At 71.3% G+C, this 13,594-nt stretch carries 14 protein-coding genes; all 14 read left to right on the top strand.

The window, feature by feature from the left end; translation table 11 throughout:
- Positions 1-47 precede the first annotated feature (47 nt).
- Genes AQI70_RS17040 through AQI70_RS16975 form a run of 14 tightly spaced genes read left to right on the top strand, consistent with a single transcriptional unit; the run spans position 48 to position 13,557 of the window.
- Entirely contained in the window at positions 48-1,340 is a 1,293-nt protein-coding gene (locus tag AQI70_RS17040; protein WP_244181695.1) for a nucleotide disphospho-sugar-binding domain-containing protein, read from the top strand.
- A complete protein-coding gene (locus AQI70_RS17035; RefSeq protein ID WP_063801601.1) occupies positions 1,337-2,350 on the top strand; it encodes an NAD-dependent epimerase/dehydratase family protein in 1,014 nt (337 codons plus the stop codon). The genes AQI70_RS17040 and AQI70_RS17035 overlap by 4 nt, the downstream gene beginning before the upstream one ends.
- Positions 2,347-3,069 (top strand): class I SAM-dependent methyltransferase, encoded by a 723-nt coding sequence (locus AQI70_RS17030; RefSeq protein WP_062150324.1) that lies wholly within the window; start codon positions 2,347-2,349, stop codon positions 3,067-3,069. The genes AQI70_RS17035 and AQI70_RS17030 overlap by 4 nt, the downstream gene beginning before the upstream one ends.
- The gene (locus AQI70_RS17025; RefSeq protein ID WP_062150321.1) at positions 3,066-4,058 is read left to right on the top strand and encodes an aldo/keto reductase; all 993 of its coding nucleotides are present in this window, start codon (positions 3,066-3,068) and stop codon (positions 4,056-4,058) included. The genes AQI70_RS17030 and AQI70_RS17025 overlap by 4 nt, the downstream gene beginning before the upstream one ends.
- Positions 4,059-4,071: 13 nt before the next feature.
- On the top strand, positions 4,072-4,791 hold the full coding sequence (locus AQI70_RS17020; protein WP_244181693.1) for an FkbM family methyltransferase: 720 nt from the start codon (positions 4,072-4,074) through the stop codon (positions 4,789-4,791).
- The gene (locus tag AQI70_RS17015) at positions 4,788-5,732 is read left to right on the top strand and encodes a phytanoyl-CoA dioxygenase family protein (RefSeq protein WP_062150316.1); all 945 of its coding nucleotides are present in this window, start codon (positions 4,788-4,790) and stop codon (positions 5,730-5,732) included. Before AQI70_RS17020 ends, AQI70_RS17015 begins: the two co-directional genes overlap by 4 nt.
- A complete protein-coding gene (locus AQI70_RS17010) occupies positions 5,726-6,562 on the top strand; it encodes a class I SAM-dependent methyltransferase (RefSeq protein ID WP_062150302.1) in 837 nt (278 codons plus the stop codon). The genes AQI70_RS17015 and AQI70_RS17010 overlap by 7 nt, the downstream gene beginning before the upstream one ends.
- Positions 6,559-7,749 (top strand): twitch domain-containing radical SAM protein, encoded by a 1,191-nt coding sequence (locus AQI70_RS17005; RefSeq protein WP_062150299.1) that lies wholly within the window; start codon positions 6,559-6,561, stop codon positions 7,747-7,749. The genes AQI70_RS17010 and AQI70_RS17005 overlap by 4 nt, the downstream gene beginning before the upstream one ends.
- Entirely contained in the window at positions 7,746-8,717 is a 972-nt protein-coding gene (locus AQI70_RS17000) for an ATP-binding cassette domain-containing protein (protein ID WP_062150297.1), read from the top strand. The genes AQI70_RS17005 and AQI70_RS17000 overlap by 4 nt, the downstream gene beginning before the upstream one ends.
- Entirely contained in the window at positions 8,714-9,511 is a 798-nt protein-coding gene (locus AQI70_RS16995) for an ABC transporter permease (RefSeq protein WP_062150294.1), read from the top strand. The genes AQI70_RS17000 and AQI70_RS16995 overlap by 4 nt, the downstream gene beginning before the upstream one ends.
- Positions 9,508-10,512 (top strand): thiamine pyrophosphate-dependent dehydrogenase E1 component subunit alpha, encoded by a 1,005-nt coding sequence (locus AQI70_RS16990; protein WP_208607385.1) that lies wholly within the window; start codon positions 9,508-9,510, stop codon positions 10,510-10,512. Before AQI70_RS16995 ends, AQI70_RS16990 begins: the two co-directional genes overlap by 4 nt.
- Complete coding sequence (locus AQI70_RS16985) at positions 10,512-11,474, top strand: alpha-ketoacid dehydrogenase subunit beta (protein ID WP_062150288.1); 963 nt, start codon at positions 10,512-10,514, stop codon at positions 11,472-11,474. Before AQI70_RS16990 ends, AQI70_RS16985 begins: the two co-directional genes overlap by 1 nt.
- A 38-nt stretch (positions 11,475-11,512) precedes the next feature.
- Complete coding sequence (locus AQI70_RS16980; RefSeq protein WP_062150286.1) at positions 11,513-12,532, top strand: glycosyltransferase family 2 protein; 1,020 nt, start codon at positions 11,513-11,515, stop codon at positions 12,530-12,532.
- Positions 12,529-13,557, top strand: a complete 1,029-nt coding sequence (locus AQI70_RS16975; protein WP_244181691.1) for a glycosyltransferase family protein — start codon at positions 12,529-12,531, stop codon at positions 13,555-13,557. Before AQI70_RS16980 ends, AQI70_RS16975 begins: the two co-directional genes overlap by 4 nt.
- Positions 13,558-13,594 lie beyond the last annotated feature (37 nt).

Here is a 13,594-nt window from a genome sequence, read left to right as displayed (position 1 = left end):
GCCGAGCGCCAGGCAGACATCGAACGGCAGGTCAGGGAGTCTTTCGGATGAGGATTATGTTCACCGCCTCGAACTGGGCGGGACATTACATGTGCATGGTGCCCCTGGCCTGGGCGCTGCGCGCCGCGGGACACGAGATCCGGGTGGCGTGCCCGCCGTCGCAGGAACGCGGGGTCGCCGCGACCGGCCTGATGCCGGTCCCGGTGCTCGACGCGCCGGACATGATGGAAAGCGCCCGGCTGGCGTTCTATGTGCAGGCCATGTACACACCGCCGCAGTCCGGTCCGCGGCCGCTGCCGCTGCACCCGTTCACCGGGCAGCCGATGCAGTCGCTCAACGACTTCGACGCCGGCGACCTGCGCGACTTCTGGAAGAAGTCGATCGACGCGGTCCAGCGCAGCTATGACAACGCGGTGAGCTTCGGCGACCACTGGCGGCCCGATCTGGTGGTGCACGACATCATGGCCGTCGAGGGCGCACTGGTCGCCGCGCTCCGGGGCGTGCCGAGCGTCTATGTGTCGCCCGGGTTCATCGGCACCGTGGAGACCGAGCCGGGGCTCGACCTGGTCTCGGCGGACCCGCTGTCGTGCTTCGAGAAGTACGGCGTCGAGTGGGGCCGCGACCGGATCCAGTACGCGGTGGACCCCTCGCCGGACGTGGCGGTGCCGCCGCTGGGCGACGCGCTGCGGCTGCCCATGCGCTACGTGCCCTACAACGGCGCCCAGGGCGCGGACCCGTGGCAGCTGGGGCCGATCCGGGGCAGACGCGTGTGCATCGTCTGGGGCAACTCGGCCTCGGGCATCTTCGGCGCCGACGTACCGGCGCTGCGGCATGCCATCGACGCGGCGGTGCGGCAGGGCGCGGAGGTGGTCCTCACGGCGCCGCAGGAACAGGTGGAGGAGCTGGGAGCGCTGCCGGCCGGCGTCCGGGTGCTGCGCAACTGCCCGCTGGAGCTCATCCTCCCGTACTGCGACCTGCTGGTGCACCACGGCAGCGCCAACTGCTACATGAACGGCATCGTGGCGGGGATTCCGCAGCTGTCCCTCGCCCTCAACTACGACACGCTGATCTGCGGCCGCCGTATCGACCCCGTCGGCGCGACCCTGACCCTGTCCGGCCTGGAGGCCACGGCCGAGAAGGTCGAGGAGGCGCTGCGTGCGGTGCTGTTCGACCACCGCTACCGCCGGGCGGCGGAGAAACTGCGGGACGGCGTCGAGCGGGCACCTTCGCCCGCCGTGGTCGCCGGGCTGCTGACCCGCCTCGTGGCGGACGGCGGGCTGTCGGCAAAGGACGTCGCCGAGGCCGTGGACAACGCCACCGAGGCTCGGAGGAGCGCGTGACAATCGGGCTGAAGAAGGGACAGCGGGCCGTCGTCACCGGGGGTGCCGGCTTCATCGGCTCCCACCTGTGCGAACGGCTCATCGAGCGGGGTCTGTCGGTGACCTGCGTGGACAACCTGTCCACCGGCAGGATCGCGAACCTCGACGCGCTCGCCGGCGAGGAGCGGTTCACGCTGCTGCGGGCCGACGTGACCGAGCCGTTCTCCGTCGAGGGGCCGGTCCACCACGTCGTCCACCTGGCGTCGCCGGCCTCCCCCCTGGACTATCTGGCGCTGCCGCTGGAGACGCTGCGGGTCGGCTCGGCCGGGACCGAGAACGCGCTGCGGCTGGCGGTGGCGCACGGCGCCCGCTTCGTGGTCGCCTCCACCTCGGAGATCTACGGGGATCCCGCCGAGCACCCGCAGTCCGAGAGCTACTGGGGCAACGTCAACCCGATCGGCCCGCGTTCGGTGTACGACGAGGCCAAACGGTTCACCGAGGCGCTGACCGCCGCCTACGCGCGCACGCTGGGCGCGGACACCGGCATTGCCCGCCTGTTCAACTCCTACGGGCCGCGGATGCGCCGCGACGACGGGCGGGTGGTGCCGACCTTCATCGATCAGGCGCTCGCCGGACTGCCGCTCACCATCAACGGGAGCGGCGCCCAGACCCGGTCGCTGTGCTACGTCGAGGACACGGTGCGGGGACTGCTGGCCCTGATGGACTCGTCCTTCCCGGGCCCGGTCAACATCGGCGCGACCGGTGAGATGACCGTCCGTGAGATCGCGGAGGCGATCGCCGCACTCGCGGGAGTGGAGCTGCGGACCGAGTTCCGCGCGTCGGCGGAGGACGAGCCCGGCCGGCGCTGCCCCGACATCGAGACCGCCAGGACGAAGCTGGGCTGGAAGCCCGAGGTGCCGCTCGCCGAGGGGCTCAAGCGCACCCTGCTCTGGTGGGAGAGCACCTACCCGCAGGACATGGCCCACGACGGCGTGAACGGTTCGAGCGACATCAGGAGTGGAGCGGCATGACAAGCCAGACACCGGCCGGCAAGGGGGTGCGGATGCCCCGGAGCGTCGAGGAACTCAACGTGGTCTGGGAGTGGGACGACCCCGAGGGAATGCAGGTGCGGCTCGCGGGCTATCAGCCCCGTGACGAGTATCTGCGCGACCGCGCCGAGCGGATCGACCAGTTGGCCGCAGCGCTGTCCCTGAACCCGGACACCGATCTGTTCGAGATCGGCAGCGGCGAGGGCGTCATGGCCCGTGAGCTGGCGCCCCGGGTCAACAGCCTGCTGTGCGCGGACGTCAGCCTGTCGTTCCTGGAGAAGACCCGCGCCACCTGTGAGGGCCGCCCCAACGTCACCTACCACCACATCCGGAACGACTACCTGGCCGGACTTCCGGACGCCTCCTTCGACGCCGGATTCGCGCTCAACGTCTTCATCCACCTGAACGCCTTCGAGGTCTACCTCTACCTGCGCGAGATCCGGCGGGTGCTGCGGCCCGGCGGCCGATTCCTCTTCAACTACCTGGACTTCGGCGAGGTCACCAGGCCGCAGTTCCACGAGTACGTCAAGAGCTACCCCGGGGCGCACCCGGTCGCCGTCAAGGGATTCATGTCCTGGCTCGGCACCGACGTGGTCCGCAAGCTCGCGGCGGAGGCCGGGCTGACACCGGTACCCGGGTCGCACGACGACCAGGGCGGCGTCTGCTTCCTCACCCTGTGCAGGGAACAGGAGGCTGCGTGAGGTACCGCACGCTGGGACGGCAAGGCCCCGAGGTCTCCTCCGTCTGCCTGGGCACCTGGGCGCTGAGCGGGTTCTGGGGCAGCCGGACCGAGCCGGCCGTCGAGGCGGTCCGGCGCGCGTTCGACCTGGGCGTCAACTTCTTCGACACCGCGCACGCCTATGGCGCGGGCATGGCCGAGGCGGGACTGGCCCGCGGCCTGGGCGACCTGCTGCGCACCCGTCGCTCCGACATCGTCATCTCGACGAAGGGCGGCCTGGAGCTGCGGGGCGACGGTGTGGTCCGCAACAGCGACGCCGGCTTCCTGCGCGCCAACCTGACCGACAGCCTGCGCTCGCTGGGGACCGACTACGTGGACGTGTTCCTGGTCCACTGGCCCGACCCGAGGGTCCCGCTGGCCGAAACGGCGGGTGCGCTGGCGGGATTCGTGGAGGAAGGGCTCGCCCGGTACGTGGGCGTCTCCAACTTCACCGTCGAGGAAATGGCCGAATTCTCCTCCGTCGTCACCCCGCAGGTCGCCCAGGTGCCGTTCAACATGCTCGACCGCGGCATCGAGAAGCAGGTACTGCCGCACTGTGACGCTGCCGGGATCGGCGTCATGGGGTGGTCGGCGCTCGCGCACGGGGTGCTGGCGGGAGCGCTCCGTCCCGGCCAGGTGTTCCCGCCCGACGACTGGCGCGCCTACTCCCCGACCTTCCAGGGCGAACGCTTCGCCAAGCTGCTCGCGGCCGTGGACCGGCTGCAGGAGTTCGCCGCCGAACGCGGGCACAGTGTCGCCCAGCTCGCGCTTGCCTGGGTGCTGGCCCACCCCTCCGGAGTCATCCCGGTCATCGGCGCCCAGCTTCCCGAGCACCTGGAGGACAGCGTCCGGGCCGTGGACCTCGACCTCGACGAGGCCGAGATGCGCGCCCTGGACGAACTGCTGGCCGACGCGCCCGAGCTGGACGGCAGCGGGGACCAACCGCCCGCGCGCGAAGAGAGGTCGGTCTGAGGTGGCCACGGAGATGCCCGTCCCCCAGCTCAACGACTGGTACGACCAGTTGACCGTCGAGATCATCGAGCGGGTCTGCGCCCCCGACTCCGGCTGTCTGGACATCGGTGCCGGCGGCGGCGAGATCCTCACGCACATGCGCCGGGCCGCCCCGCGGGGCCGGCACTTCGCGGTCGAGCCGCTGCCGCAGTACGCCGAACAGCTGCGCCGCGACTTCCCCGAGGTCACGGTATGGCAGGCCGCCGCGGCCGCCACCCCTGGCCGGGACAGCTTCGTCCACGTGGTCTCCAACCCCGGCTACAGCGGCTTGCGCCGCCGTCCGTACGACCGCGCCGACGAGACCCTGGAAGAGATCGCGGTGGACACCGTACGTCTGGACGACGTCGTCCCCGAGGAGGCCCGCGTGGACCTGGTGAAGGTGGACGTGGAGGGCGGCGAGGTGGGCGCCCTGCGCGGGGCGGCCGAGCTGCTGCGCCGGCAGTCCCCCGTGGTGGTCTTCGAACACGGCGGCGACCACGCGATGCGCGACTACGGCACCACCAGCGACGACCTGTGGGCGCTGCTGGTCGACGACCTCGGCTACACGCTGTACACCCTGCCGGGCTGGCTGGCGGCGGAACCGGGCCTCGACCGGGCCGCCTTCGCCGCCGAGCTGCGCGCGCAGTGGTACTTCGTCGCCGATCGCGGGCCCCTGTCCGCCCGTTCCCCCCGAGGAGAAGTGCATTCGTCATGACCGATACAACTGCCCCCTCCCTCGCCTCCCTCGCGGTCCCCGAATGCCATATCCGGGAGACCGGCCTGCTTCCGGAGCACGTCACCGCCTTCCGGCGGCAGGGTGTGCTGGCCGTGCGCGGCCTGCTGAGCCCCGCCGAACTGGAGTCGGTGCAGGAGGCGGCGACCGGCCTGATCGACGACGCCTGGCGCACCCGGTCCATGCACGACACCATCTGGACGCTGGAGCCCCACGAGCCCGACGCGGCCCCGGTCCGCATCGAGTACGTCATGGACAAGTCCCCGGTGATGGCCCGGCTGGCGGGCCATCCGCTGCTACTGCGCGCCATGGAGACCCTGGTCGGGCCGAACTTCATCCCCACCTGGGACAGCATGGTGTTCAAGACCACCGCGGGCGCGCCCCGGCTGGCCTGGCACCGTGACGGCCAGATGTACTCCGACGCGGTCGCCGTCACCGGCGGCGGTCGCGTCATCGACGTGGGCATCTACCTCGACCACGCGCCCGAGGACAACTGTGTCTGGGCCATCCCGCAGTCCAACTACTGGGAGGACGAGCAGGTCACCGAGACCGCCGACCGGCTCAACGCCACCGAGTGGGACGCGACCGGGGCCGTCCCCGCCGTGATGCGGCCGGGCGACGCCCTGCTGCACAACATCCTGACACTGCACGGCGCCCCGGCGGTGGTGGGCAAGCAGCGCAGGGTCGTCTACTACGAGTACCGGCCCGGCGAGGTGGAGCGTCAGCTCGGCCCGCACGTGCCCGAGTACGTGGGGCTCAAGCAGCAGGTGCTGCGCGCGTGCCTGGAGCAGCGGGCCGCGTCCGGGGAGCACCAGGACGAGGAGCCCTTCGAGTACCGCCCGGTGGAGCAGTACCGGCTGTGGGACGAGTCCCCCGCGATCTCCGGCCTGCGGTTCCCGCACGGGGAGTACTGGCGGTGGTGAACCTGCTGAGCCGCCTGCCGCTGCTGGGCGCGCTCGCCCCGGCGCCGGCGCGCCCGGGCAGCGAGCCCACTGCGGAGGAGGTCATCGCCGAGCGCTTCCGGGAGCGGACCGATCCGCGCCCCGGCGACTGGGCCTACGCCCATCTGCTCGACCTGCGCAACGCGCTGGCCGAGCAACTCGCCGGGGCGTCGGGGCGCTGGCTCGACTTCGGCGCGGGCACCTCGCCGTACCGCGACCTGCTCCCCGGCGCCCGGCTGGAGACGGCCGAGATGCGCGGCGGCGAGGACCTGACGGCGGATCACGAGCTCGACGAGGCCGGGCTGTGCGGCCTTCCGGACGGCTCGTTCGACGGTGTGCTCTCCACCCAGGTCCTGGAACACGTGACGGACCCGGACCTGCATCTGCGCGAGGCGCTCCGGCTGCTGCGGCCGGGCGGCAGGCTGGTGCTGTCCACGCATGGCGTCTGGGAGGAGCACGGCGGGCAGGACCTGTGGCGCTGGACCGCCGACGGACTCGCGGCCCAGGCCGAGCGGGCCGGGTTCACCGTGGACCGCACGGTCAAGCTCACCTGCGGACCGCGCGGTCTGCTGCTCCTGCTGCGCTACCACGGCCGGGAGCACGGCTGGCCGGCGGGCGGTCCGGTGGGGCTGCTGCTGCGGACCCTGGCCCTGGCCGACCGGCTGCGCCCGCGCCTCGTCGACGACTACCTCGACCGGGTCTTCGCCGACCGGGGCCGCGTCGAGGGCCCGGCCGAGCCGTTCTACCTGGACATCCTGCTGACCGCCAGCAAGCCGTGCGAGCCGGAGAAGCCGGAGAGGGACGCGATATGACCCAGCCCCCGCCCAGTCCCACCATGTGTGTGCTGCCGTGGATCCACCTGTGCGCCTCCATCGACGGTGTCTACGGCCGCTGCTGTGTGGACGACTCGATGTACCACAACGAGCTGTACGAATCCGAGGCGGAGCCGGTCTTCAAGCTCAACGCCGACGCTGTCGGCTGCGCGCCCAACTCCCGCCACGCACCGGACAATCCCGATGAGGTAAGAGGGCTGACCGAGGCGTTCAACAGCCCCAACATGCGGCGGACCCGGCTGGCGATGCTGGCCGGCGAGCGCGTGTCCGCGTGCGACTACTGCTATCACCGCGAGGACCGGGGCGCGACGTCCTACCGGCAGAGCATCAACGAGCGGTTCGCCGACACGGTGGACTTCGCCGATCTGGCCGAACGTACCGCCCCCGACGGCTCGTTCGAGGAGTTCCCCTTCTTCCTCGACATCCGGTTCGGCAACACCTGCAACCTGCGGTGCGTGATGTGCGCCTACCCGGTCAGCTCCGGCTGGGGTGCCAAGAAGCGCCCGAAATGGTCGTCCGCGGTGATCGACCCGTACCGGGAGGACGAGGAGCTGTGGGCGACGCTGCGCGAGAACGCCCATCTCATCCGGCGGCTGTACTTCGCGGGCGGCGAGCCGTTCATGCAGCCCGGCCACTTCGCGATGCTGGACCTGCTGATCGAGACCGGCAACGCGGGAAACGTCGACATCGTCTACAACTCCAACCTCACGGTGCTGCCGGAGAAGGTCTTCGACCGCTTCCCGCACTTCAAGAGCGTCGGGATCGGCGCGTCCTGCGACGGCGTCGGCGAGGTCTTCGAGCGCATCCGCCAGCCCGCGAAGTGGGACGTCTTCGTCGCGAACGTACGCCGTGCCAAGACCGAGGTGAACCTGTGGCTCCAGGTCGCCCCGCAGCGGCTGAACCTGTGGGGACTGCGGGACCTGCTGCTCTTCGCCCGCGAGGAGGGCCTCGACGCGGACCTGGCCAATGTCGTGCAGTGGCCCGACGACCTGTCGGTCGCCAATCTCCCGGACGAGGAGAAGCGACGGGCGACCGTCGAGCTGACCGAACTCGCCGAGTGGTGCGACGGCCTGGACTGGACCAAGCCCGCCGCCCATCTGCGGGCGCTGAGCGCGTTCATGAACGCCGCGGACCCGTCCGAACTGATCGCCGAAGGAGGAGTATGAGCGGGTCGGCGAAAGCTGCCCTGGTCGCCGAGGGGCTGCGCAAGACCTACGGATCCGAGACAGCGCTGGACGGGTTCGACCTCGTCGTGCCCGAGGGCACCGTGTGCGCCCTGCTCGGTCCCAACGGCGCGGGCAAGACCACCGCCGTACGCATCCTGAGCACCCTGCTCAAGCCGGACGGCGGCCGTGCCCTGGTGGCCGGCCACGATGTGACCCGCGAGGCCGCCGAGGTGCGCCGGAACATCGGCGTCACCGGCCAGTACCCGGCGGTCGAGGAGATCCTGACCGGCCGCGAGAACCTGGAGATGTGGGGCCGCCTCTACCACGTGGGCCGCAGGGAGGCGCAGCGCCGTACGGAAGAACTGCTGGAGCAGTTCGACCTGACCGAAGCCGCCGACAAGCGGCTCAAGCACTACTCGGGCGGTATGCGGCGCAGGCTCGACCTGGCCGCCGGATTCTTCACCGTGCCCAAGGTGCTCTTCCTGGACGAGCCCACCACCGGCCTCGACCCGCGCAACCGCAACGAGGTCTGGAAGATGGTCCGTTCGATGGTCGAGCAGGGCACGACCGTGCTGCTCACCACGCAGTACCTGGAGGAGGCCGACCGGCTCGCCGACCAGATCTCGGTGATCGACGCGGGCCGCGGGGTCGTCGAGGGCACCCCCGAGACCCTGAAGTCCCTTGTGGGCGGCGACCGGATCGTGGTGACCCTGGCGGGCACCGCGGACCTGGCGGCCGCCGCGGCTCAGGTCGCCCGCTTCACGGGGACCGAGCCCGAGGTGGACGCCGAGGCCCGCCGCATCGACGCGCCGGTACGCGACCGGGTCGGCGACCTCGTGGAGATCGTGCAGATGCTGCGCGGGCAGGGCCACGGCGTGGTCGACGTGTCGCTGCGCCGCCCGACGCTGGATGACGTGTTCCTGCACGCGACCAACCGTGCCGGTCGAAGGAAGGAGCCGGTCGGATGATGGCCGTGCTGGGAAGGGCCCGCTGGGCCGTCACCGACGGCTGGGTGGTCGGCCGCGCCAACATGATCAACTGGCGGCGCAATCCCGGGCTGATCTTCTACTGCATGATGTTCCCGATCATGACGGTGGTCTTCGGGTACGTGTTCGGCAGCGCCATGTCCGTGGCGGGCGGCGGGGACTACCGCGAGTTCCTGATGCCGGGGCTGTTCGGACAGGCGATGATGTTCGGTGTCGTCACCAGCATGCTGGCCGTCACCAGCGCGGTCTCCCGGGGCGTGACCGACCGGTTCCGCTCGATGCCGATGGCGCAGTCGGGCGTCGCGCTGGGCCGCAGCTTCGCCGACATGTTCAGCTCGCTGATCGAGCTCACGATCCTCCTCGGCTGCGGACTGCTGGTCGGCTGGCGCTGGCACGAGGGCCCCGGCAAGGCGCTGGCGGCGCTCGGGCTGCTGCTGCTGTGGCGCTACTCGCTCATCTGGGTCGGGATCTACCTGGGGCTGCTGCTGCCCCCGGAGGCCGCCGGGGCGGCGTATGTGCCGCTGCTGCCCTTGACGATGCTGGCGAACACCTTCGTCTCGCCGGAGAAGATGCCCGGCTGGCTGGGCGCCATCGCGGAGTGGAACCCGCTGTCCTCCACGGTGTCCGCCTGCCGGGAGCTGTTCGGCAATCCGGGCGTCACGGGCGGCTCCTGGGTCGCCGAGCACGCGATCGAGCTGGCCGTCGCCTGGCCCGTACTGCTGCTGGTGCTCTTCGTGCCGCTGTCGGTGCGCCGCTACCGGACGCTCAGCCGATGACCACGGAAGAAGGGAAACCGGCGATGAGCGCCGAACCGCGCGCCGTCCGGCTCTACCGGACCATGCGCCTGATCAGGGAATTTGAAGAACGCTGCCTGGCGATGTCGCTGTCCGGGGAGATCGTCGGCGGCATCCACCCCTACATCGGCCAGGAGGCGGTGGCCGCCGGGATCTGCGCGGCGCTCACCGAGGACGACGTCGTCACCAGCACCCATCGCGGCCATGGCCACGTCCTCGCCAAGGGAGCCGACCCGAAGCGGATGCTGGCCGAGCTGTGCGGCACGACCGCCGGCCTGAACCGGGGCCGCGGCGGCTCGATGCACGCCGCCGACGTCAGCCTCGGCGTCTATGGCGCCAACGGCATCGTGGGGGCGGGCGCCCCCATCGCCGCCGGTGCGGCCTGGTCGTTCCAGCGGCGCGGCGACGGCCGGGTGGCGGTGGCCTTCTTCGGCGACGGTGCGCTCAGCCAGGGCGTGGTGCTGGAGGCGTTCAACCTGGCGGCCCTGTGGCAGCTGCCGGTGGTGTTCGTCTGCGAGAACAACGGCTACGCGACCAGCCTGCCGCTGAACCGGGCGCTGGCCGGCGACCCGGTGGAAAGGGCGGCAGGGTTCGGCCTGACGGCGCGCGCGGTGGACGGAATGGACGCCGACGCCGTCGCCGACGCGGCCGCCGAGGCCGTCGAACGCTGCCGCCGGGGCGGCGGTCCGGCCTTCCTGGAATGCCGCACCTACCGGTTCAACGGCCACCACTCCTTCGAGGAGCAGGTGGGGCTGAACTACCGGGACGACGCCGAGGTCGGCGAGTGGCGTGCGCGTGACCCGCTGCGCACCCAGAGCACCCGCGTGGACGGTGCGACGGCCGGCGCCATCGACGCCGAGATCAGCACGCTGATCGACGAGGCCGTGGAGTTCGCCCGCGCGGGCCGGGCCCCCGACCCCGCCGAGGCGCTGCACCACCTTTATGCCGACGGCACGACCCCACGGCCCGGAGTGATGATCTGATGGCTGCACTTGCGTACATCACCGCGCTGAACCAGGCGCTCCACGACGAGATGGCGCGCGACGACCGTGTCTGCGTCTTCGGCGAGGACGTGCGGATCGGCCTCACCCAGGTCGCCAAGGGCCTGCACGACCGCTTCGGCGACGGACGCGTCGTCGACACCCCCCTGTCGGAGCAGGCCTTCACCAGCCTGGCCACCGGCGCGGCGATGGCGGGGCAGCGACCGGTCGTGGAGTACCAGATCCCCTCGCTGCTCTATCTGGTGTTCGAGCAGATCGCCAACCAGGCGCACAAGTTCTCGCTGATGACCGGTGGGCAGGTGGAGGTCCCGGTCACCTATCTGGTGCCGGGCTCCGGTTCGCGCTCGGGCATGGCCGGCCAGCACTCCGACCATCCCTACAGCCTGTTCGCACACGTCGGCATCAAGACGGTCCTGCCCGCCACCGCCTCGGACGCCTATGGCCTGTTGCTCTCGGCGGTCCGTGACCCGGACCCGGTGGCCGTCTTCGCGCCGAGCGCGCTGATGGGCACGGTCGAGGAGGTCTCCGGCGAGCTGGGCCCGGTGCCGCTCGGGTCGGCCCGGATCCACCGCACGGGCGAGGACGTCACCGTCGTCGCCACCGGCCAGTGCGTGCATGTCGCCCTGGCCGTCGCGGAGGCCATGGCGGACGAGGCGTCGATCGAGGTGGTGGATCCGCGCACGATCTACCCGGTGGACTGGGAGACGATCCGGGCGTCGGCGGAGAAGACCGGACGGCTGGTCGTCATCGATGACGCCAACCGGATGTGCGGGTTCGGCGGTGAGGTGCTGGCCACCGCGGCGGAGCAGTTCGATCTGACGGCCCGGCCCCGGCGGGTGACCCGGCCGGACGGCGCGGTCATCCCCTACGCGCTCGTGCTCGACCAGGCGTTGCTGCCGGACGCGGCCCAGCTGACCGACGCGATCCGTGCCGTCCTGAAGTGACGCGGCACGACGAGGCCCTGACTCGAACGGGAGAGAAGATGAATTCCGAGCGTCGGCCGCGGGTCGTGACGATCACCGTCGGGACCAACGAGCTGCGCTGGCTGGACCGGTGTCTCGGCTCCTTGCTGGACAGCGACACCACCGGCTTCGACCTGGAGGTCTGCTACGTCGACAACGACTCGGCGGACGGCAGTGTCGAGCATGTGCGCGCGACCTGGCCCGCGGTGACGATCATCCGCAACGACCGCAATCTGGGCTTCGCCGGGGCGAACAACGTCGGCATCCGTCAGGCCCTGGAGTCCGGCGCGGACTACGTGTTCCTCGTCAACCCCGACACCTGGACGCCGCCCGACCTGGTGCGCGGACTCACCGAACTGGCCGAGGAATGGCCGGAGTACGGCATCGTCGGCCCGCTGCAGTACCGCTACGACCCCGACTCCACGGCGCTCGACGAGTTCAACGAGTGGACGCACACGGCCCTGTGGCTGGGCGAGCAGCACGCCTTCGCCGGCGACGGGATCGCCCACCCTTCCCCGGCGGGGCTGCCGAAGGGGCGGGCCCCACGGACGCTTGAGCACGCCTATGTGCAGGGTTCGGCGCTCTTCGCCCGGACCGCGATGCTGCGCGAGATCGGGCTGCTCGACGAGGTGCTGCACACCTACTACGAAGAGACCGACCTGTGCCGCCGGGCCCGCTGGGCGGGCTGGCGGGTGGCCCTGCACCTGGACCTGGGCATCCAGCACCGGGGCGGCGGCGGGGCGACCGTGGCCAGCACGTACAGCCGGGTCCACATGCGGCGCAACCGCTACTACTACCTCTTCACCGACGTCGACTGGCACCCGGCGAAGGCCGCCCGGCTCGCCGGGCGCTGGCTCGTGGCGGACCTCATGGGCCGCAGCGTCGTCGGCCGTGTCCCGGCCGCGACCGGAGCGCGGGAGACCATCGAGGCGCTGCGCTGGCTCGCCGACCGGGTGCCGACCATGCGGTCCCGCCGCCGGGATCACCGCGCGCTGCGCGCTCGCGGCGGGCGCGGCGCGGCGAAGGGGGCGTCCCGATGAGGCCGTTGAAGGTCGCGCTGGTCAACATCCCGCTGCGGGTCCCGGGCGGCGATGCCTGGATCTCCGTACCCCCACAGGGATACGGCGGCATCCAGTGGGTCGTCGCCAACCTGATGGACGGGCTGCTGGAACTCGGCCACGAGGTCTTCCTGCTGGGTGCCCCGGGCAGCCCGGCCGGACGCCCGGGGCTGACCGTCGTGCCGGTGGGCGAGCCGGAGGAGATCCAGCAGTGGCTGCGGACCGCGGGTGTCGACGTGGTCCACGACCACAGCGGCGGTGTCATCGGCCCGGCCGGGCTGCCACCGGGCACCGCCTTCATCAGCTCGCACCACTTCACCACCCGGCCGGTCAACCCCGTCGGCTGTACCTACAGTTCCCGGGCGCAGCGCGCCCACTGCGGGGGCGGCGACGACGCGCCCGTGATCCCGATTCCGGTCGACCCGGCGCGCTACCGGTCCGCCGCGGACGAGGTGGCCAAGGAGGATTTCCTGCTCTTCATGGGGCGGGTCTCGCCGCACAAGGGGGCGCTGGAGGCGGCGGCGTTCGCGCACGCCTGCGGTCGGCGCCTGGTGCTGGCCGGGCCCGCCTGGGAGCCGGACTACTTCGACGAGATCACTCGCCGGTACGGCTCGACCGTCGAGCCGATCGGTGAGGTGGGCGGCGAGCGGCGGCTCGACCTGCTCGCCTCCGCACACGCGGTGCTGGCCATGTCCCAGGCGGTCACCGGGCCGTGGGGCGGCATCTGGTGCGAGCCGGGTGCGACGGTGGTCTCCGAGGCCGCCGTGAGCGGCACTCCCCTCGTGGGCACGGGCAACGGCTGTCTGGCCGAGATCGTGCCCTCGGTCGGCAAAGTCGTGGGATACGGCACCGACTTCGCGCCCGACGAAGCACGCCGGACCCTGGAAGGGCTGCCGGCATCCGACGAGGTCCGGCGTGCGGCGGTCCGGCTGTGGGGCCATGTGACGATCGCCGAGCGGTATGTGGAGCAGTACCGCAGGCTGCTGTCCGGAGTGACCTGGAAGTGAGGAGCCGAGGTCCGGAGCGGGTATACCGCCCGGGCCT

The organism is Streptomyces curacoi (assembly GCF_001513975.1).
Taxonomy (GTDB): Bacteria; Actinomycetota; Actinomycetes; order Streptomycetales; family Streptomycetaceae; genus Streptomyces; species Streptomyces curacoi.
Note: the sequence above shows the minus strand (reverse complement) of the source record. Positions and strands in the feature narration are given on the sequence as shown.